Source organism: Pseudalkalibacillus hwajinpoensis, assembly GCF_015234585.1.
In the GTDB taxonomy this organism is placed as follows: Bacteria; Bacillota; Bacilli; order Bacillales; family Guptibacillaceae; genus Guptibacillus; species Guptibacillus hwajinpoensis_B.
Map to the genome: position 1 here is coordinate 1 of NZ_JADFCM010000010.1, position 21,514 is coordinate 21,514.

11 protein-coding genes, 2 tRNA genes, 2 rRNA genes and 2 riboswitches are annotated in these 21,514 nt (G+C 43.9%); of the genes, 2 read left to right on the forward strand and 13 right to left on the reverse strand.

Going from position 1 to position 21,514, the window contains the following annotated elements:
• Nucleotides 1–35 precede the first annotated feature (35 nt).
• The 9 genes from IQ283_RS22825 to IQ283_RS22865 all read right to left on the reverse strand — a co-directional run bounded on the left by IQ283_RS22825 (nt 36) and on the right by IQ283_RS22865 (nt 13,524).
• Nucleotides 36–2,965 (reverse strand): 23S ribosomal RNA (locus tag IQ283_RS22825).
• Between the two features lie 148 nt (nt 2,966–3,113).
• Nucleotides 3,114–3,189, reverse strand: a tRNA-Ala gene (locus IQ283_RS22830).
• 11 nt (nt 3,190–3,200) lie between these two features.
• Nucleotides 3,201–3,277 (reverse strand) — tRNA-Ile (locus tag IQ283_RS22835).
• A gap of 175 nt (nt 3,278–3,452) precedes the next feature.
• Nucleotides 3,453–5,004: ribosomal RNA gene (locus IQ283_RS22840) — 16S ribosomal RNA — on the reverse strand.
• The 16S and 23S rRNA genes sit together here with 2 tRNA genes alongside, the layout of an rRNA operon.
• A gap of 643 nt (nt 5,005–5,647) precedes the next feature.
• Complete coding sequence (locus tag IQ283_RS22845; RefSeq protein WP_194222465.1) at nt 5,648–6,943, reverse strand: NCS2 family permease; 1,296 nt, start codon at nt 6,941–6,943, stop codon at nt 5,648–5,650.
• A gap of 185 nt (nt 6,944–7,128) precedes the next feature.
• Nucleotides 7,129–7,230: riboswitch (purine riboswitch) on the reverse strand.
• An 85-nt stretch (nt 7,231–7,315) separates the two neighbouring features.
• Nucleotides 7,316–8,854: a glutamine-hydrolyzing GMP synthase gene (gene guaA / locus IQ283_RS22850; RefSeq protein ID WP_194222466.1), complete on the reverse strand. Its 1,539-nt coding sequence runs from the start codon at nt 8,852–8,854 to the stop codon at nt 7,316–7,318.
• Nucleotides 8,855–9,005: 151 nt separating this feature from the next.
• Nucleotides 9,006–9,107, reverse strand: a riboswitch (purine riboswitch).
• 37 nt (nt 9,108–9,144) lie between these two features.
• The gene (locus tag IQ283_RS22855) at nt 9,145–11,316 is read right to left on the reverse strand and encodes a transglutaminase TgpA family protein (protein WP_194222467.1); all 2,172 of its coding nucleotides are present in this window, start codon (nt 11,314–11,316) and stop codon (nt 9,145–9,147) included.
• Nucleotides 11,303–12,553, reverse strand: coding sequence for a DUF58 domain-containing protein (locus IQ283_RS22860; RefSeq protein ID WP_194222468.1), 1,251 nt, complete (start codon nt 12,551–12,553; stop codon nt 11,303–11,305). Before IQ283_RS22860 ends, IQ283_RS22855 begins: the two co-directional genes overlap by 14 nt.
• Nucleotides 12,550–13,524, reverse strand: coding sequence for an AAA family ATPase (locus IQ283_RS22865; protein WP_194222469.1), 975 nt, complete (start codon nt 13,522–13,524; stop codon nt 12,550–12,552). Before IQ283_RS22865 ends, IQ283_RS22860 begins: the two co-directional genes overlap by 4 nt.
• A gap of 360 nt (nt 13,525–13,884) precedes the next feature.
• Between IQ283_RS22865 and fdhA the strand changes: the two genes are divergently transcribed.
• Both fdhA and IQ283_RS22875 read left to right on the forward strand, forming a co-directional pair.
• Nucleotides 13,885–15,102, forward strand: coding sequence for a formaldehyde dehydrogenase, glutathione-independent (gene fdhA, locus IQ283_RS22870; protein ID WP_194222470.1), 1,218 nt, complete (start codon nt 13,885–13,887; stop codon nt 15,100–15,102).
• A gap of 95 nt (nt 15,103–15,197) precedes the next feature.
• Complete coding sequence (locus tag IQ283_RS22875; RefSeq protein WP_194222471.1) at nt 15,198–15,551, forward strand: DUF488 domain-containing protein; 354 nt, start codon at nt 15,198–15,200, stop codon at nt 15,549–15,551.
• A 67-nt stretch (nt 15,552–15,618) separates the two neighbouring features.
• Here the strand turns inward: IQ283_RS22875 and IQ283_RS22880 are convergent, their stop codons facing one another.
• The 4 genes from IQ283_RS22880 to IQ283_RS22895 all read right to left on the reverse strand — a co-directional run bounded on the left by IQ283_RS22880 (nt 15,619) and on the right by IQ283_RS22895 (nt 21,503).
• Entirely contained in the window at nt 15,619–17,649 is a 2,031-nt protein-coding gene (locus IQ283_RS22880) for a catalase (RefSeq protein ID WP_242057450.1), read from the reverse strand.
• Nucleotides 17,650–17,793: 144 nt separating this feature from the next.
• The gene (locus IQ283_RS22885; RefSeq protein WP_194222472.1) at nt 17,794–19,059 is read right to left on the reverse strand and encodes an MFS transporter; all 1,266 of its coding nucleotides are present in this window, start codon (nt 19,057–19,059) and stop codon (nt 17,794–17,796) included.
• Between the two features lie 312 nt (nt 19,060–19,371).
• Nucleotides 19,372–20,079 carry a LutC/YkgG family protein gene (locus IQ283_RS22890; protein ID WP_194222473.1) on the reverse strand — a complete coding sequence of 236 codons (708 nt, stop codon included), beginning with the start codon at nt 20,077–20,079 and terminating at the stop codon, nt 19,372–19,374.
• On the reverse strand, nt 20,079–21,503 hold the full coding sequence (locus tag IQ283_RS22895) for a LutB/LldF family L-lactate oxidation iron-sulfur protein (RefSeq protein WP_194222474.1): 1,425 nt from the start codon (nt 21,501–21,503) through the stop codon (nt 20,079–20,081). Before IQ283_RS22895 ends, IQ283_RS22890 begins: the two co-directional genes overlap by 1 nt.
• Between the last annotated feature and the right edge of the window lie 11 nt (nt 21,504–21,514).

The window sequence follows — 21,514 nt, forward strand, 5'->3', positions numbered from 1 at the left end:
TTGTCGGATTTAAACGGCTTACTTCGCTTTTCGTTTAGGTTAAGCCCTCGATCGATTAGTATTCGTCAGCTCCACGTGTTGCCACGCTTCCACCCCGAACCTATCTACCTCATCATCTCTAAGGGATCTTACCAGCTTAATGCTGTGGGAAATCTCATCTCGAGGGGGGCTTCATGCTTAGATGCTTTCAGCACTTATCCCTTCCACACGTAGCTACCCAGCTATGCTCCTGGCGGAACAACTGGTACACCAGCGGTGTGTCCATCCCGGTCCTCTCGTACTAAGGACAGCTCCTCTCAAATTTCCTGCGCCCGCGACGGATAGGGACCGAACTGTCTCACGACGTTCTGAACCCAGCTCGCGTACCGCTTTAATGGGCGAACAGCCCAACCCTTGGGACCTACTTCAGCCCCAGGATGCGATGAGCCGACATCGAGGTGCCAAACCTCCCCGTCGATGTGGACTCTTGGGGGAGATAAGCCTGTTATCCCCAGGGTAGCTTTTATCCGTTGAGCGATGGCCCTTCCATGCGGAACCACCGGATCACTAAGCCCGACTTTCGTCCCTGCTCGACTTGTAGGTCTCGCAGTCAAGCTCCCTTGTGCCTTTACACTCTGCGAATGATTTCCAACCATTCTGAGGGAACCTTTGGGCGCCTCCGTTACACTTTAGGAGGCGACCGCCCCAGTCAAACTGCCCACCTGACACTGTCTCCGCACCGGATCACGGTGCTGGGTTAGAATGTCAGTACAGCCAGGGTAGTATCCCACCGACGCCTCCATCGAACCTGGCGGTCCGACTTCTATGGCTCCTACCTATCCTGTACAAGCTGTACCAAAATCCAATATCAGGCTACAGTAAAGCTCCATGGGGTCTTTCCGTCCTGTCGCGGGTAACCTGCATCTTCACAGGTACTATAATTTCACCGGGTCTCTCGTTGAGACAGTATCCAAGTCGTTGCACCTTTCGTGCGGGTCGGAACTTACCCGACAAGGAATTTCGCTACCTTAGGACCGTTATAGTTACGGCCGCCGTTTACTGGGGCTTCGATTCAGAGCTTCTCCCGTAAGGGATAACCCCTCCTCTTAACCTTCCAGCACCGGGCAGGTGTCAGCCCCTATACTTCGCCTTACGGCTTTGCAGAGACCTGTGTTTTTGCTAAACAGTCGCTTGGATCTTTTCACTGCGGCTCCCCTGGGCTATAAACCCGAGGAAGCACCCCTTCTCCCGAAGTTACGGGGTCATTTTGCCGAGTTCCTTAACGAGAGTTCTCCCGATCGTCTTAGGATTCTCTCCTCGCCTACCTGTGTCGGTTTGCGGTACGGGCACCTTTTTCCTCACTAGAGGCTTTTCTTGGCAGCGTAGAATCAAGGACTTCGGTACTAAATTTCCCTCGCCATCACGACTCAGCTCGCGCGGTGAACGGATTTGCCTATTCACCAGCCTAATCGCTTGGACGCGCATTTCCAGCAGCGCGCTCTCCCTATCTTTCTGCGTCCCCCCGTCGTTCAAACGGAAAGGAGGTGGTACAGGAATATCAACCTGTTATCCATCGCCTACGCCTTTCGGCCTCGGCTTAGGTCCCGACTAACCCTGAGCGGACGAGCCTTCCTCAGGAAACCTTGGGCTTTCGACGGACAAGATTCTCACTTGTCTTTCGCTACTCATACCGGCATTCTCACTTCTAAGCGCTCCACCAGTCCTTTCGGTCTGACTTCACAGCCCTTAGAACGCTCTCCTACCATTGTCGTAAGACAATCCACAGCTTCGGTGATACGTTTAGCCCCGGTACATTTTCGGCGCAGCGTCACTCGACCAGTGAGCTATTACGCACTCTTTAAATGATGGCTGCTTCTAAGCCAACATCCTGGTTGTCTAAGCAACGCCACATCCTTTTCCACTTAACGTATACTTTGGGACCTTAGCTGGTGGTCTGGGCTGTTTCCCTCTCGACTACGGATCTTATCACTCGCAGTCTGACTCCCGCGGATAAATCGTTGGCATTCGGAGTTTGACTGGATTCGGTAATCCGGTAAGGACCCCTAGTCCAATCAGTGCTCTACCTCCAAGATTCTTGCCGCGAGGCTAGCCCTAAAGCTATTTCGGAGAGAACCAGCTATCTCCAGGTTCGATTGGCATTTCACCGCTACCCACACCTCATCCCCGCATTTTTCAACATGCGTGGGTTCGGGCCTCCATTCAGTGTTACCTGAACTTCACCCTGGACATGGGTAGATCACCTGGTTTCGGGTCTACGACCACGTACTACTTCGCCCTATTCAGACTCGCTTTCGCTGCGGCTCCGCCTTCTCAGCTTAACCTTGCACGGGATCGTAACTCGCCGGTTCATTCTACAAAAGGCACGCTGTCACCCATTAACGGGCTCCAACTAGTTGTAGGCACACGGTTTCAGGTTCTTTTTCACTCCCCTTCCGGGGTGCTTTTCACCTTTCCCTCACGGTACTGGTTCACTATCGGTCACTAGAGAGTATTTAGCCTTGGGAGATGGTCCTCCCGGATTCCGACGGGGTTTCACGTGTCCCGCCGTACTCAGGATCCGTCTCGGAGGGCATCGGATTTTGACTACAGGATTGTTACCTTCTCTGATGGACCTTTCCAGGTCGCTTCGTCTATCCGTGCCTTTGTAACTCCAAAGAGACGTCCTACAACCCCAGAGGGCAAGCCCTCTGGTTTGGGCTGATTCCGTTTCGCTCGCCGCTACTCAGGAAATCGCGTTTGCTTTCTCTTCCTCCGGGTAATGAGATGTTTCAGTTCCCCGGGTCTGCCTTCCATTCCCTATGTATTCAGAAATGGATACCATCCTATTAAAGATGGTGGGTTCCCCCATTCGGAAATCTCCGGATCAAAGCGTACTTACAGCTCCCCGAAGCATATCGGTGTTCGTCCCGTCCTTCTTAGGCTTCTAGTGCCAAGGCATCCACCGTGCGCCCTTAGTAGCTTAACCTTCGATTTGTTAGGCATTGCTGCCATAACGCATCAGTTATTACTAAGTTATTGCATAAAAAATAATTATTGGATGTCGTTGTTTGTGCTATCTAGTTTTCAAGGAACAAGGCTACTACTTGATTAGTATTAATCATTAGTAGATGTGTTGGTGGAGCCTAGCGGGATCGAACCGCTGACCTCCTGCGTGCAAGGCAGGCGCTCTCCCAGCTGAGCTAAGGCCCCAGGATCTTTTATGGTGGGCCTGAGTGGACTCGAACCACCGACCTCACGCTTATCAGGCGTGCGCTCTAACCAGCTGAGCTACAGGCCCACAAAAGAAAAGTAAATACCCCGACATAGCCATTAGCCGGAGGTGTTTCTTAAAAGAGACTTGCTCTTCTTCAAAACTTACCTTTTCAGTTGAAAGAAGTAAATCATTCTTTCAAAACTAAACGAAACGCTCATGTAAGGTTGGTAACGTAAGTTACCTTCGTAATTCTCCATAGAAAGGAGGTGATCCAGCCGCACCTTCCGATACGGCTACCTTGTTACGACTTCACCCCAATCATTTGTCCCACCTTCGGCGGCTGGCTCCATAAAGGTTACCCCACCGACTTCGGGTGTTACAAACTCTCGTGGTGTGACGGGCGGTGTGTACAAGGCCCGGGAACGTATTCACCGCGGCATGCTGATCCGCGATTACTAGCAATTCCGGCTTCATGCAGGCGAGTTGCAGCCTGCAATCCGAACTGAGAACGGCTTTATGGGATTCGCTTCACCTCGCGGTGTTGCTGCCCTTTGTACCGTCCATTGTAGCACGTGTGTAGCCCAGGTCATAAGGGGCATGATGATTTGACGTCATCCCCACCTTCCTCCGGTTTGTCACCGGCAGTCACCTTAGAGTGCCCAACTAAATGCTGGCAACTAAGATCAAGGGTTGCGCTCGTTGCGGGACTTAACCCAACATCTCACGACACGAGCTGACGACAACCATGCACCACCTGTCACTCTGTCCCCCGAAGGGGAACGTCCTGTCTCCAGGATTGTCAGAGGATGTCAAGACCTGGTAAGGTTCTTCGCGTTGCTTCGAATTAAACCACATGCTCCACTGCTTGTGCGGGCCCCCGTCAATTCCTTTGAGTTTCAACCTTGCGGTCGTACTCCCCAGGCGGAGTGCTTAATGTGTTAACTTCAGCACTGAGGGTGGAACCCCCCAACACCTAGCACTCATCGTTTACGGCGTGGACTACCAGGGTATCTAATCCTGTTTGCTCCCCACGCTTTCGCGCCTCAGCGTCAGTTACAGACCAGAGAGCCGCCTTCGCCACTGGTGTTCCTCCACATATCTACGCATTTCACCGCTACACGTGGAATTCCACTCTCCTCTTCTGCACTCAAGTCCTCCAGTTTCCAATGACCCTCCACGGTTGAGCCGTGGGCTTTCACATCAGACTTAAAAGACCGCCTGCGCGCGCTTTACGCCCAATAATTCCGGACAACGCTTGCCACCTACGTATTACCGCGGCTGCTGGCACGTAGTTAGCCGTGGCTTTCTGGTTAGGTACCGTCAAGGTACCGCCCTATTCGAACGGTACTTGTTCTTCCCTAACAACAGAGCTTTACGACCCGAAGGCCTTCGTCACTCACGCGGCGTTGCTCCGTCAGACTTTCGTCCATTGCGGAAGATTCCCTACTGCTGCCTCCCGTAGGAGTCTGGGCCGTGTCTCAGTCCCAGTGTGGCCGATCACCCTCTCAGGTCGGCTACGCATCGTCGCCTTGGTAAGCCATTACCTTACCAACTAGCTAATGCGCCGCGGGCCCATCCTGCAGTGTTAGCTCGAAAGCCAACTTTCAACATTGCACCATGCGGTGCAATGTATTACCCGGTATTAGCTCCGGTTTCCCGGAGTTATCCCAGTCTGCAGGGCAGGTTGCCCACGTGTTACTCACCCGTCCGCCGCTAAGATCAGGGAGCAAGCTCCCATCTCTTCGCTCGACTTGCATGTATTAGGCACGCCGCCAGCGTTCGTCCTGAGCCAGGATCAAACTCTCCGATAGAAAGCTCAATCTAGCTTTTAAAACAATGTTTTGTTTCCGTAGAAACAACTACTTACATGGCGTTTCGTTCAGTTTTCAAAGATCGATTTATTTCTTTCGTTGTCGTTTTCAGCGACCCAACTAATATAGCATGTTGTTTCGTTTGATGTCAACAACTAATTTGAAATGTTTTATTTAGTGTTACCTGCTTGTTTTAGCGGCAACGTTATTTATAATACATGAAGTGCAAAATGATGTCAATCACTTTTTTTCATGCGTTTGTTGTTGTTTTCTTAACAACGTTCTCTACTCTATCAGTAAAGAATGATATGGTCAATAGTATTTTTCAAATTAATTAAATCAATATGACATAGCATGCTTAGAGAGACACATTAATATTAGTAGATATTCACGTCTAATTGATCCACTATAATGAAGTTTCTTTTTTAACGGAGATTATGAAGAACTATGTTTAAGGTTAAACAAACGTTTAATTAACCTTTTAGCCAATAAAATGAATTTCCTCGTCTCACTCTACTTTAGCAACAGAAAAGTACCCGCTAACTTCAGTTACGAAATTTGTTCTCACCTTAATAACGGAACAAACCGAAGAGTATCGCTACATAACAAAAAGCAGCCGATTTCTCGACTGCTTCAAAACGAACTATGCTAAAAACACGAAATATGCGATAAATACAAAGAACAAACCATACATGATTGGATGAATATTCTTCCCCTCACCTTTTACGACCATAGTGATCGGGTACATTACAAATCCTAACGCAATCCCTGTTGCAATACTGTATGTTAATGGCATTGCAACAATTGTTAAGAATGCTGGAACTGCAATTTCAAATCGTTTCCACTCAATGTTACCGAGTACGCTCACCATCAGGACACCGACTATAATTAAGACTGGTGCTGTAACTGAAGGTGTGACCACTGCTAGTAACGGAGAGAAGAATAGTGCTAACAAGAAAAATCCTGCTGTTACAACAGATGTAAAACCAGTTCGACCACCTGCCGCTACTCCTGATGAAGATTCAATGTAGGCAGTAGTTGTTGATGTACCAAGTACAGCCCCAAGAACAGTTGCAGATGAATCAGCAAACAATGCTTTCCCTGCTCTTGGAAGTTTGTTGTCTTTCATTATGCCTGCCTGCGTCGCAACAGCTATTAAAGTACCCGCTGTGTCGAAGAAATCGACGAATAAGAACGTGAGAACAACGACAAGCATGTCAATTGTAAACAAATCACCAAGATGACCTAAAGCAACGCCGAACGTTGGTTCAAGACTTGGTACGCTACCCACAATCCCGCTTGGAATCGGCACCTGGTTAAAGATCATACCTACGATGGCTGTAATCACCATTCCGTAGAAAATACCGCCCGTTACGTTACGAACCATTAAGATAACAGTAATAATTAATCCGAAGACTGCAAGTAACGTCGGACCTGCGAGAAGATTACCTAGTTGAACAAGTGTAGAATCATTGTTTTGAACAATTCCTGCGCTTTGAAGACCGATAAATGCTATAAAAAGTCCAATCCCGCTCGCTGCCGCGTATTTTAATTCCATCGGAATCGCGTTGATGATCATTTCTCTAATTTTAAAAATGGTAATAATAATAAAGATAATTCCTGAAACAAGTACCCCTGCAAGTGCTGTTTCCCACGGTACGCCCATCACGGTGACAACAGAATAGGTAAAGAACGCATTCAATCCCATTCCTGGCGCCAGAGCGATTGGATATCCCGCTAGAACACCCATAATTAATGTACCGAGCGCAGCAGCAAGTGCTGTGGCAGTAAAGACAGCTCCTTGATCCATCCCTGCATCGGCCAAAACAGCCGGATTCACAAATAGAATGTAAGCCATTGATAAGAACGTCGTTAATCCAGCAATAGTTTCTTTTCTATATGTTGTATTATGCTCATGAAAACGAAAAAAACGATCCATTTCTTTAAGCCCCCCTTATTCCCCTTCATCCATCATTCTAACGGTTTAGTAACCTTTCTTTATTCTTGATTCCTTTAGGTTAACTATTCATAAAAAGAAAAAAAGCTCCGGGTTCTCTACCCGGAGCGGACTAATAGGAAAAGAGAAGGTTCACCACGAGTCGCTACATGAGCATGACGTTTCAATACTTTCTCTATTTCCTTCGTAGTCAGGTTATTTACGGTAACCTGGTAGAGACTTTCGGGCCTTATTCCCGATGTTATACGATGGATGGTCGTTCTATTTATTTACTTTTGTAGTGTATCAGCTTTCTCACAAGGCGTCAATACAAAACACGAACATTTTATCTATTTATTTATATTTCGTTCGTGTTTACTCCCACTCAATTGTAGCGGGCGGCTTAGAAGTAATGTCATACACAACGCGGTTAACGTGATCCACTTCGTTAACAATTCTTGTAGAGATAACCTCAAGGACTTCAAATGGGATACGCGCCCAGTCAGATGTCATGCCATCGATTGATGTTACAGCACGAACACCAATTGTGTAGTCATACGTTCTCGCATCACCCATAACACCAACACTACGGAAATCAGGAAGCGCGGTGAAATATTGCCAGATATCACGATCAAGTCCTGCTTTTTTAATTTCGTCACGAAGAATCGCGTCAGATTCACGTACAACTTTTAACTTTTCTTCTGTTACTTCTCCGATCACACGGATACCAAGACCCGGTCCCGGGAACGGCTGTCTCCATACAATTTCGTCTGGAAGACCAAGCTCTGTACCTACTTTACGAACTTCATCTTTGAAAAGCATATTTAAGGGCTCAATCAAATCGAGCTTCATATCTTCAGGCAGACCGCCTACGTTGTGGTGGGACTTGATGGTTTGAGCAGTCGCTGTTCCACTCTCAACGATATCTGTGTAAAGTGTTCCTTGTGCTAAGAAGGACATGTCTACAAGCTTTTCAGACTCTTCCTCAAACACATAGATAAACTCGTTACCAATGATTTTCCGTTTCTTCTCTGGATCAGTTACGCCTTTAAGCTTTGTAAGGAAACGATCAGCTGCGTCAATTTTGATCAAGTTCATATCGAAGCCTTCACCAAATGTTTTCATTACGCTGTCTGCTTCGCCTTTGCGAAGAAGACCATGATCGACAAACATACATGTTAGCTGGTCACCAATGGCTCTATGAATAAGGGCAGCAACTACAGAAGAGTCAACTCCACCACTAAGAGCGCATAGAACTTTTTTATGACCAACAGCTTCACGGATTTCATTAATTTGCTCATCGATGAAGTTTTCCATTGACCAGTTACCATCACACTCACACACTTTATAAACAAAGTTTTTCAATAGTTCATTTCCGTGCTCAGTATGACGAACTTCCGGGTGGAACTGAACGCCATATAGGTGGCGAGAAGCATCGCTCATTGCCGCAACTGGGCAAGATGGGTTTGTTGCAGCCACTTCAAATCCTTCAGGTGGAGCTTTAACAAGATCACCGTGACTCATCCATACAGATTGTTCTTCTGGTAGACCATCATATAATGGGGATTTATCCTTGATTGTCAGCATCGCCTTACCATACTCACGGTGTTTCGCCGCTTCTACACTTCCACCAAAGTGATGTGTCATCAGCTGCATGCCGTAACAGATGCCAAGAACCGGAATGCCAAGCTCGAAAATTTCTTCATCGCAGCGCGGCGCGTCTTCACCATATACGCTGTTCGGCCCACCTGAGAAGATAATTCCCTTTGGATTAATTTTCTTTACTTCTTCAGCAGTAATCGTGTTCGGGTGCAATTCACTAAACACACCAAGGTCACGAATACGTCTAGCAATTAGTTGATTGTACTGTCCACCGAAATCGAGGACAATAATGGATTCCTGTTCTTCTAACATCTAATTCCCTCACTTCTATTTAGTCTCTAGTAGCATTGCCGAAATCGAATCGAAAAAAAGAGGATTAACAAGCTTTTCGATCTCTTTCATCCAAGGTCATATAAAAAAAGCCAGAACCCTGCCATGGTACAAAGGCAGAATCCTGGCTTATACTAGGAGTATCTGCCTTCATAGTCAGATCATTTACGGTGATCCGGTAGAGACTTCTGGGCCTTATTCCCAGGGATATACGAAGGTTACAACTTGTTGTTCAAACTATGGATTCATTCTATCAACCGTCTATACAGCGGTCAAGATTGCATCTTTTTAATTAAATTTTCCCATAATTCCTTCATTTCATCCCAACCATCACTGTTCGCTTTTCCACGATAGTAATTTTCTTCGTAGCGACGTGTTAATTCCTTCATATCCTCTGTTTGAAGCTTGCTGTCAACTTGAACAGCATATTCCCGCAAAGTCTGATCTTCCCCTCGCTTAATGCCATGTAATTCCAGCAACCATAGCAGTCGAAAATACGCTTCAGATAACACCTTTCCGTCATCTCGTCTCTTATATCTTGAAATAACCAATCGCTTCAACCATTTCTTATAATTCTTTAATACGACGTATCCAAGTAACAACAGAATAAGCACAAGCACAACGGTATACCACACTGTCCATTCAAACGATACAGATGATGAACCTGATGATGCCTGTTCCTCTGGTGTTTGTTCCTGCTGCTGTGCCTGCTCTTCTTCAGTTTGTACAGGATCAGGTGCTTCAGAATTTGTCGCTTCATCATCACTATAATCGCTAACAAAATCAGCCTGGTTAGTGAATCCTCGAGTTGGTTCAAAAGGAACCCAACCGACACCCGGGAAGTATGCCTCAACCCACGAGTGTGCGTTGTTATTTGTTACTTCATACTCTCGATAGTCTCCAGCAGCTGCCACAAATTCTCCCTCGGTAAATCCTTTTACCCATCTTGCCGGAATCCCGAGACTTCTTAAAAGAACGGTCATCGAACTAGAGAAATTATCGCAATAACCTAGCTGCGTTTCGAAAAGGAATTGGTCGACATAATCATCATTCTCCCCAGGAACGGCAACGTCCGTTGTTTCATATACAAAACCATTCCCTACGAAGTAATTTTCGATCGCTCTCGCTTTATCATAAGGATTTTGTTCTTCTAGCGTAATCTCTTCAGCAAGATCACTGACTCTCTCAGGAAGAGACTCCGGTAATTGAAGGTACGTATTTGCCAACCGATCTGGATAGTTAACTGGTGCTTCTCGTAACATCTTTTCAGAAAAGGTAGGGGATTCGTAATCTAAATTATAATTATCAAGCACAATAGACTCGCCAAGATTTTGTGTAAACACTTTTCCAGTCAGAGGATTTTCAAGTAGTTGAACTTCTGCTCCCGTTTCGATGTTTGTTACTTGTCCTGGATGGACAATAAAATCAAACTTCTCATTCCCAGTCATATTCATCTTCATATCAAAGGCTTCTAACTCAACATCATCTTCAAATAATGTTTCTGTGCTACCTTCAAAAATAACTCGATCCTGTACGGAAGATTCCCAGCCTTTACCGGTATACTCATCTTTCGTTTCAACCCGCCAGTACCCTCTATCTTTAATTTGTGCAGTAAAAACAGGAGTTTCGTCCATGACGAAAGGGCCGCCAAGTTGTGAGTCATCTTCTCCGTATCCAATCTTACTAATTCCGTTGCCATTTCTCCCTGCGCCGTCACCATCTCCAGTCGTTTTCTTCAGGAAAGGTACCGGATCCGGCCATTGCGGCTCAGCCTTCGGAGCGATATAACCGAATATAGAAGAAAAAGCAATAACAACAACTAGTGGCATAAGCCAATAGACAGGGAAGCGACCTTTTGAAAAAATAACTCCCTCTTGTTCTTGAATTCGCAGAATTTGAAGAAGACCTAGTAATACAAAACCAATGATCACAATACGAATAATCGCATTATCCGCTTGATAAGTTGTAAAGGTATCAATAACCGAAATGTAAACGATCGTCACTAATAGAAATAAGAAAATCCGTCTTGTTTGAATTAACCAGTATTGCATTAAATAACTTATAAGCCAGAGCAATATGAAAAACAAGAAGGTTCGAAATACATTTGACAAACGATCAAAACTACCATCAAATAGAAAACCGACGTTCTGTGAAAAGTCTGATAGAAAGTAATCTACCCACAGAAATTCAAAGAACGGTCCCGGAAAAAACATGGCATGTAGAGCATATACTAACGCCACTCCTTTAATCGGGAAAGATAGCCAAAAAGGTAGCTGAAAATAAGATAGCAAAAATAAAAATGCCGTAAACAGAATAAAAATTTCTGTTTGACCTGTATCTGAAATGATCGAAAGAGGTCGTAGCCATTCCCAGAACAGAAGAAAACCCAATCCATAGAGGAGAAGCGCGTAAAGCCAATCTGTTTTTTCATTACCTTGTTGCACGCTTCCCACCCCCTTTTATTTCCTCATTAAACGAATCTCCCGCAATCACGTGTGCTTTAACACCGTATAGAGTAAGCTGATTAAGCTCAGCCTGTTGCGCTAACGTAATGTGCTCAGTGACATAAAAGAATTCCACTTGAACCTTTCGTGCAACAAGCTCTTTTAACGTAGAAGTGAATGCCCCATCAAGCGAAGGACTAATGATCATAACACCTGTTCCAGCAGGGAAATGATGAGCCTCTCTTTTAACAACTGTATCAAACGTTGTTATCCCGTTAGCTTGAACTCGTGCGAGATGATGAAATACTCTCCTTCGTTGTGCTCTTCCACCATTAATATTCAGAACAGAATGATCTTTTCCTGAGGAAACAAGACCGATCATCGCATTCTGCTTTAAAGCAGCGTTTGTCACGGAAGCAGCTAGTCTTACACCCTTCTCGAATAAAGGTGAATCTACACGACCATAGTGATCGGTCTCTCGATCGAGGAAGACCATATAATCCTGGCTAATTTGTTGTTCAAATTGCTTGGTTAATAGTTTCGAACCTCGCGCGGTTGCTTTCCAATCAATCCATGACAATTTATCTCCTGGTACATAATCTCGAACACTAACTGCCGTAGAATAATCTAAATCTGCTTTACGTGGAGAAGGTCTCGTCCCAGAGAGCTGCTGATTATAGGGAGACCATGATATTTCTTGATATTGCGGTAGAACATAAACCGCTTGATCGTTCTCTATCATATTCTCATGTTGGACAAATCCAAAGAGGTCCCCCGTTCGACAGCGTAGTTTCTTAAAATGGTATTCTCCTCTCGGAATTGGCTTAATTGTATACCGATAAGTTAACTCTTTTTTGAACATGGGAAGAAGCAAGGCAAGTGAACGTTTTTGATACCTTGAGGAGGCTTCTCTAGCAAACGGAGCTAACCGATCAGGAAGCATATCTTCAACAACTAAATAAAAAAGAGGAAAGTGACTTTTCCGCTCTATCTGGATCGTAACAGTTAACTCCTGTCCATCTGTTAATTCTGTATGACTGATCAATCGCGTCATCTTGATTGCGCTCAAGGGATAGAAAATAAGAAGGATAGAATAGATAACGAAAGGTAAAAAACTATAGAACAAGAACCAGCTCACAAAACCTCCCTGAAACATCGCATACGAAAAAGTAATCAGGAAAAGCAGTGCTAAAAAGAAAAACTTTAACACTCTGTTATTCGCTAGCTTCTCTCTCATTTCACTTTCTCTTCCTTTTGAAGAGGAACTCTTACACGATGAAGAATCTCCTTAATAATCTCCTCAGGCTTCTGTCCTTCAAACGCAGCCTCTGATTTAAGAATGATGCGATGGGATAATACAAAAGGAGCTAAGAATTTCACATCGTCAGGTAGTACATAATCGCGATTGCGCATGAACGCATACGCCTGACACGCTTTCATTAGTGAGAGTGACCCGCGTGGACTAGCTCCAAGATAAATAGATGAGTTATTTCTCGTTCTACTCACGATATCGATAATGTATTGTTTAACAGACCCTTCAACAAACACAGCTTTCACCTTTTTCTGCATCTCAAGAAGGTCTTCCAGCTCAAGGGCCGTCCCAATCGAGTCAATTGGATGCGCGTGTTCCGTACGATTCAATACTTCAAGTTCTTCTTCAGGAGATGGATAGCCCATTCGTAATTTCAATAAGAAGCGATCAAGCTGAGCTTCCGGCAGAGGATACGTTCCCTCGTATTCGATCGGATTCTGAGTCGCCATAACAAAAAACGGCTGTGGAAGAATGTGCGTTTCTCCATCAACCGTTACATTCCCCTCTTCCATTCCTTCTAGAAGAGCCGACTGTGTTTTAGGTGACGTTCGGTTAATTTCATCTGCCAAAATAATATTGCCTAATAACGGCCCTTTACGAAATTCGAATTTCATTTCACGTTGATTAAAAATGGATACACCTGTTAAATCAGACGGAAGTAAGTCTGGTGTGAATTGAATTCGATTAAACTTTGCACCTACTGATTTTGCAAGAGCACGAACCATCATCGTTTTACCAACACCCGGTACATCCTCCAGAAGGACATGACTTCCAGCAAGCAGGGCAACCAGGCTTAATTCTGTTACGTCTCGCTTACCAACCATCACTTTCTCAATATTTTCAATCACTTGTTTGACAGCCGGGTGGTACGCATCAAATTGGTACGATGAACTCATAGCTGATTCCTCCAATAGTCATTCTCAAAATTTTTATTTTAAAAACAGGTCTCTTTACCTATCAATTTTCCAACAAATTAGCAAGAGTAAATGTCTGAATACTCATAACCTTATTGTAACAAAAAATACTTTAGGCACGTTAATAAGAAGCGAGTTTTCCTATAATTTCATTATTGATCCAAATAAAGATATGACTAGCTACATCGCAAATCGTTTCATACTGGATGAAAAAGGGAATACAATTTTCAGATGAAAACACCAAAAGAATCCTGAATCTTCAAACCATTATAATGAGGTGAGTACATAAGATTACGCTATGCCTCTCGTCCCACTCGTCTAAAACGAAAAGGAGGAAATTAAATGGTAGGTAATCGCGGTGTCGTTTATACAGGTGCAGGTCGTGTAGAAGTTCAGGATATTAGCTATCCGGATTTAGTTCTTCGTGAGGGTCCCGGCGTTCCCAAGAGTAATGTCGGCCGTAAATGTGAACATGGAGTAATCTTGAAGAATATCGTGACGAATATATGCGGGAGCGATCAGCATATGGTGCGCGGTCGGACAACTGCTCCTTCTGGTTTAGTTCTCGGCCATGAAATTACCGGAGAAGTGATTGAGGTTGGACGAGATGTTGAATTCATTAAAAAAGGAGATATTGTCTCTGTTCCATTCAATGTTGCTTGCGGTCGATGCAAAATGTGTAAGCGTCAGGACACCCATATTTGTCAAAACGTAAATCCTGAACGTCCGGGCGCAGCTTACGGATACGTTGATATGGGCGGCTGGGTTGGTGGCCAGTCCGAATATGTGATGGTTCCTTATGCAGACTTTCAATTACTAGCCTTTCCCGATAAAGAGAAAGCGATGGAGAAAATCCTCGACTTAACGATGCTATCGGATATTTTTCCTACCGGCTACCACGGAGCGATTAGTGCAGGAGTAACGACAGGGTCCACTGTGTATGTCGCTGGAGCAGGACCAGTTGGACTCGCTGCAGCCCATTCTGCTCAGTTACTTGGTGCTGCTGTTGTGATCGTTGGCGATTTAAAAGAAGAACGTCTCGCTCAAGCACGGAGTTTCGGGTGTGAAACAATTAATCTAAAAGAACACAACGATCCCGGCGAACAAATCGAACAAATACTCGGTATACCTGAAGTGGATTGTGCGATCGATGCAGTTGGTTTCGAAGCTTATGGTCATGGAACAGATAACGAAGAGCAGCCGGCAATTGTGCTAAATACGATGATGGATGTTGTAGAAGCTGGAGGAAAGATGGGGATTCCAGGGTTATATGTAACAGAGGACCCTGGAGCAGATGACAAAGATGCCAAGCAAGGCTCACTTAAAGTAAGATTTGGACTTGGCTGGTCAAAAGCCCACCATTTTGTTACAGGACAAACACCTGTCATGCAGTATCACCGTCAATTAATGATGGCGATTTTAAATGGAAAAGCGGATATCGCGAAAGCTGTAAATGCAACCGTTATCAGTCTCGATGAAGCACCTCAAGGGTATAATGAGTTTGATAGTGGTGTATCAAAAAAGTTTGTCATTGATCCACATGGGATGTTAAGAAGGTAAATCAAAAAGAAGCCAATCCTAATCGCTAGGATTGACTTCTTTTTTTAAGTTATATACTACTAATACGAAACCAATAAATCCGGAAGGTGGTTTAAATGTCAGTTATTCTTAGACGAATTTATGGAGAAGATTACCCGCTTGAAGGGAATCGTATTCTAATTGACCGCGTATGGCCGAGAGGCATTTCAAAAGAAAAAGCCAAATTAAATGAATGGATGAAGGAAATCGCACCAAGTTCTTCGTTACGAAAATGGTTTGATCATGATCCTGATAAGTTTGAAGACTTTAAGAAAGCATATCAAGAAGAAATCAATGGAAGTAAGACGGCACAGACGAAATTACAAGAACTAAAGAAAATGGCTACAAACGAAAGACTTGTTCTTTTATTTGGGGCAAAGGATATGGAGCATAATCATGCGGTAGTGTTAAAAGAAGTAATTGAAGGTTGAACAAGGATTTTCACTTATTCCACTAAAAAAGAGAGGATCTAATCCTCTCTTCCTTCATTCTATTCCATTATACTAGCTCACGATCCCAATGACGATGCGTTGCAATAGCTTCACTGAACTCTTTCACGAATGTATTCATATCTTTACCAGTGACTACTCCTGGTTGACCTACTAAGTCGTTATTCTCTAGCCACTTCATCCCTTCATGCGTTCCACCGATCGGTTTAAAGTGTGAGAATGCTTCATTGATAAAGTAATTAGCGGATTGATAGAATCCTTTGCTTTCCTGATTTCCACCAACCGCATAAATAGCATCAAATAAAACGGATTCGCTTGTAAGGAACGTATGATCAATTTCAGCCTCGGCTCCGTCAGTGGCTTTTTTCACACCACGCTTGTCACTAATGAGCTCAGGCTTAATGCCTTTTTCTTTAAGCTGATTAAGCACTTGTATGAGTTCTTCTCCATTAAATCCATCGTCTACAATGACACCTACTTTTCTAGTATCCGCAGTAAACGTTGTATTTAGTTGGCTAAGCGCAGGTGATGTCTTAGTGATATCTGATCCACCTTTTGTAGGTTCTTTAGTTCCAACATTCTGAGCAACGGTTTGAGCAAGGTCAAGATTGATATTCGAAAGCATATCGACCACTTGTTGCTGAACTGACTTACTCTTTAGCTTGCCGAGCTCAAAGCTAAAGGCATTCTTGATATGTTCTTTCTCCACATCACTCATGCTGTTATAGAAAAGAACCGCTTGAGAGAAATGGTCTTTAAAACTTTCACTGCGTGCGCGAACCTTATGACCTTCTACTTTCTCCTGATAATGAACATAGCCACCCTCTTCTTCTGTAGCTGGTTCTGGCTGATTATCTGCAAGAGAATTTTTGTGATAGCTTACCTGACCTTTGTTAATTGTTTGACGCATAAAGCCATCACGCTGATTGTTAAAGAACGGGCAAACAGGTCGATTAATCGGCAATTCATGATAATTTGCACTTCCGAAACGATTGATCTGTGTATCTGTATAAGAGAACAAGCGCCCTTGAAGTAGCGGGTCATTGGAAAAGTCGATGCCTTTTACGACATTACCAGGATGAAAAGCAACCTGTTCGTTTTCAGCAAATACGTTCTCGACATTTCGGTTTAATGTCATTTTCCCAACGATTTTTACAGGGATATCTTCTTCTGGCCAAATCTTAGTTGGATCAAGAACATCAAAGTCAAAGTTAAATTCATCTTCTTCTTTGATAATTTGCACGCCTAGTTCCCACTCAGGATAGTCGCCATTTTCAATGGACTCATATAAGTCTCCGCGGTGGAAATCAGCATCTTTGCCTGAGATTTTTTGCGCTTCATCCCACACGAGCGAGTGTACGCCCAACTTTGGTTTCCAGTGAAACTTAATAAACCGCGCTTCTCCTTTTGCATTCACAAACCGGAATGTGTGAACGCCAAAACCTTCCATCATACGTAGGCTTCGAGGGATCGCTCTGTCTGACATTGCCCATAGCGCCATGTGTGCTGATTCTTGATTGTTAGCAATAAAGTCCCAGAACGTATCATGAGCAGAGGCAGCTTGCGGCATACCGTTATGAGGTTCAGGTTTGACCGCATGAATTAAGTCAGGGAATTTAATGGCATCTTGAATGAAAAAGACTGGCATGTTATTCCCAACTAAATCGTAGTTCCCTTCATCTGTATAGAAACGCGTTGAGAATCCTCTCACATCTCGAACCGTTTCAGAAGAACCTTTTGAACCTGCCACCGTTGAAAACCGAACAAATACTGGCGTTTTTCTGGAAGGATCTTTTAAGAATTCAGCATCTGTATACTCTTCCAATGAATCATATACTTCAAATTCACCGTGAGCGGAAAATCCTCTTGCGTGTACGACACGTTCAGGTATACGCTCATGGTCGAAATGCGTCATTTTTTCTCTGAAATGAAAGTCTTCCATCAATGTCGGTCCGCGTTCACCGGCTTTAAGGGAAAATTCATCTTCCGAAACTTTCAGGCCCTGATTTGTCGTCATTTTCCCTTTATCATTTGTGCTATATTGTTCTAGTTGTTCTTTTTTCTTATTGTCTTCACTCACAGTAATACCTCCCGCTAATATATGTAAATTCTTATATAAGAAGGTTCCCCGAATAAAGTAAGATCAAACCATATTTTAGATTATTAGATATTCATTACTATGCTCGATTATTCAATCTGATTGGTCTATGAAACCATCATCGCATTAATCTACATTTCTCAATTCGTGATATTTCACATAGACGAAGCAAGCATACAACACAACTAGAAACGCACCGCCTGACATGATATGTTGAATGCCAATTCCTGCTGAGAGAAGAAGGGAAGTCATCGCATAGCTAACAGGAATAAGCCCCATTGAAGCTAAAGACAGCAAACCCATTACTCGCCCTAGCACATTCTCTGGGATCAATGACTGAATTGCAGAAAATAAAGGGATGTTACTTCCAGAAAGACACGCTCCAAAAATAACGAGCATGACAATACTCATCCATAGCTCTGTCGAGAAACTCAGACCTATAAAAGCACAACCAGAAACGATTAACGCAAGCAAAGCTACTTTTCCTCGTCCTTTCGTTAGATTAAGGATACCGATTACTACTGCCCCAATTAACATTCCAACCGCCGCCCCTGCTTCCATTAAACTGAAAGCAAATGCATCTCCATTTAAGACTGTTTTCACAAAAAGAGGTAGCCCCATGGACAGTGGTCCAACGAGAAATAGATTCATAAAGACCGTTGTTAGTACAACTACTACCAGAATCCTAGACTCTTTCACATAGAGAAGACCTTCTTTAAAAGTTTCAAAAAAAGTTTGGTCTTGATTATCCTGCTCTGCTTCTTGTTTTGGGATTTTCATCAAATAAATCAATACGCTTCCAAGAAAAAGCATTAGCGCTGTTACAGCGAAGACGATTTCATAGCTTCCAAAAGCAATAAGTAATCCTGCGAGCATAGGTGCAATAATAAACGATGCCTGGTTGGTCATTTGAATAATGGAATTGCCTCGAGTCAGATTTTCTTTTCGAATAATCGATGGGATGACAGCACTCTCTGCTGCCCAGAAAAAAGCATCCAGAATCCCAAAGAAGAAGGCAACTCCGACAAATGTCCAAAGAGTGATATCTCCAAATATAAACCAGAGTACTAAACCACCAAGAAGGACCCCTCTTGAAAAATCAGATAAGAACATGATCTTCGTCTTACTCATGCGATCCGCTACCGTTCCACTTATCACCATAAATACTAGTCTAGGAATACTTGAAGCAATGTAAATGAGTCCGAGTGAAGCTTCAAGATTTAAAACATTCACAACGTACCAGCTCTCAGCAAAAAGAAAGAAGGAAATGCCAAAGCTTGATAAAAAAGCTGCCGCCCATAAAAGAAGGAAATTTTTATTTTTAAATATGGAGTCAATCTGGTCTGATATTACATCCGGCATTCTTTCCATAACATTTTCTTTCATCGCCATTACTAACACCCCTGCTGTTTTGATACTTTAAGTGTAGCGAATCATAGAAATCTAGACGATGACCCTCAGTTTGAAAAATACTCCGTCTTAAGACTGATTTAGAAAAAAATTCCTTTTGGAACAAAACAAAAAGCATCCTCTTGGCTCATCACCAAGAGAATGCTTTTGAACTTCAATCCGGAAATACCGGACGGAAGGGGAGTTTGAATTACACCATACAGGTGATTTAACGTGATTGAGGTAAGACGCCCACCTTGATATATGACCTTACCGACTGTAAACTTTCTTCCCACGAACTTTCACTATAAATCATCACAAATCGTCAACCAGGATATACGTCGCTTTCACCGGCCCATGCACACCGACAATTAAATTCATTTCAATATCGGCACTGTTACTTGGTCCAGTCACAAAGCTTACACAGGAGGAAACTGGATTTCCTTTCTTTTCTTCTTCATGAATCAATTGACTCGCTTGCGTCATTCGAGGTACGAGCGTACTCTTTGGAACAATGGCAATGAACGTTTCCGGAAGCAAGCTAATCGAACGACCGTTATAGCGATCGTTAAACAGCGTGACGGTTCCGGATTCGGCCAGTGTAATATCACTGAACACAATCCCTGCTCCCGCCTGTTCTGCAAAAGTAACATTTTCTCGTCCTTTGTTCTCATCCCAAAGATGAATATCATAGCCTTCAGATTGAAGTTCTGCGTACACGGTACTCAAGTGAGTTGCATCATTCCTCGGCCCTGCTGCACCAACAACTTTGGTTACACCATAGTCGTTGAGTACAGTCCGTAACGTTTCTCCAAGAGTTTCTAATTTCGTACTCGTAAAAGAAGTATGAATGACTTTACACTGTTCTTCTAATTTCTCGACTAGCTCACCTTGAGTTGCATCTTGAAAAACACGCTCCTGCGGATGAACAGAATAAACAGGCGATTCCACTTTCGTTCTCCGCGTTCGACCCAGTTGCTCAGCGAGGTTGTCCAAAAATGCTTCCCGGTTATGAATAGCCATTAATGATCACTCCTTTGCTCTCGTTGTCGATACCAATCCCGGAAACGCTCCTTCGATGGTGCAGGGAAATCTCGTTGCTCCGTCCAGCCTTTCATCGGACCTGGACCTTTTTCGATATATTCGTCTTTTGTCCAGGGCTTTAGCGTCGTTCTGGCCATTTTCGTCGACAATTTATAGGCCGCTGGTGTGGAGGCCCATTTAGCGAAACCCATCATCATCATTTTCTCTGCTTTAGTCGTCATTTTTTCGCGTTCCACGATGATTTCGCGATGGCGAATCAAATGCTCATGAAGAGGAATTTTGACAGGGCATGCTTCGGTACATGCAGCACATAAGGTCGAAGCATATGGGAGATCCTTGTGATCCTCATATCCATCCAGCAGAGGGGTTAGTACAGCTCCAATCGGTCCTGGGTAAATCGATCCATACGAATGCCCACCAACATGACGATAAACCGGACACGCGTTAATACACGCAGCACAGCGAATACAATGAAGAGCCGATTGAAACTCAGTTCCTAGTATTTTCGAACGTCCATTGTCTACAATGACAAGATGAAAATCTTCCGGGCCATCTACTTCATCTTCGAGCCGCGTTCCAGTTAATGCTGTAATATAGCTCGTAAGTTTTTGACCAACAGCTGCACGAGTCAACAAACTAACAACGACTTCTAAGTCCTCCCAAGTTGGCACAATTCGTTCCATTCCCATCACAGAAATCTGAGTATCAGGAAGAGATGTGACCATCCTCGCATTTCCTTCATTCGTAACAAGCGTAATTGCTCCAGATTCCGCAACCGCAAAGTTGCATCCCGTAACCCCAATATCTGCTTCTAGAAAGTCCTGACGCAATTGCTCTCGTGCATATGCGGCTAGCTCAACGGGATCATCCGAACCGGTATATCCCTTCTTCTTCATAAACGTTTCGCGAATTTGCTCTTTGTTTTTATGAAGCGCTGGCGTCACGATATGAGATGGTGGATCTTCATCCAATTGTAAAATCCACTCACCAAGGTCCGATTCGACAACTTCACACCCGCTCTTTTCTAGTGCTTTATTCAAGCCAATTTCTTCTGTCACCATTGATTTTGATTTAACTACTTTTTTTGCTTGTTTTTTCTTCGCGATCTCCTGAATATACTCGTTCGCTTCTTCCGCAGTTTTAGCAAAAAAGACGGTCCCACCTCTGTTTTCCACCTGTTCACTCAATTGATGCAAATAATAATCCAGATTTTCCATCGTATGAGAACGAATCTCTTCACCAAGGGTTCTCCAATCTTCCCAATCACCAAGTTCTTCTGCTGCTTTTAATCGACCCGAGCGGAAGCGACCTTGAGCTCCAGAAACAGCTTTTCTCATAAAGGAATTACTCAGACCATCTTGGATACGATCACCATAAGATTTTTGACCAATTTTAATACTCATTTTATCCCTCC

What these genes read in the sequence shown, in the direction of transcription:
- IQ283_RS22845 (WP_194222465.1), bottom strand. Translation starts at nt 6,943, where the DNA reads ATGGATCGTTTTTTTCGTTTTCATGAGCATAATACAACATATAGAAAA.
- guaA (WP_194222466.1), bottom strand. Translation starts at nt 8,854, where the DNA reads ATGTTAGAAGAACAGGAATCCATTATTGTCCTCGATTTCGGTGGACAG.
- IQ283_RS22895 (WP_194222474.1), bottom strand. Translation starts at nt 21,503, where the DNA reads ATGAGTATTAAAATTGGTCAAAAATCTTATGGTGATCGTATCCAAGAT.
- fdhA (WP_194222470.1), top strand. Translation starts at nt 13,885, where the DNA reads ATGGTAGGTAATCGCGGTGTCGTTTATACAGGTGCAGGTCGTGTAGAA.
- IQ283_RS22875 (WP_194222471.1), top strand. Translation starts at nt 15,198, where the DNA reads ATGTCAGTTATTCTTAGACGAATTTATGGAGAAGATTACCCGCTTGAA.
- IQ283_RS22860 (WP_194222468.1), bottom strand. Translation starts at nt 12,553, where the DNA reads ATGAGAGAGAAGCTAGCGAATAACAGAGTGTTAAAGTTTTTCTTTTTA.
- IQ283_RS22890 (WP_194222473.1), bottom strand. Translation starts at nt 20,079, where the DNA reads ATGGCTATTCATAACCGGGAAGCATTTTTGGACAACCTCGCTGAGCAA.
- IQ283_RS22865 (WP_194222469.1), bottom strand. Translation starts at nt 13,524, where the DNA reads ATGAGTTCATCGTACCAATTTGATGCGTACCACCCGGCTGTCAAACAA.
- IQ283_RS22885 (WP_194222472.1), bottom strand. Translation starts at nt 19,059, where the DNA reads ATGGCGATGAAAGAAAATGTTATGGAAAGAATGCCGGATGTAATATCA.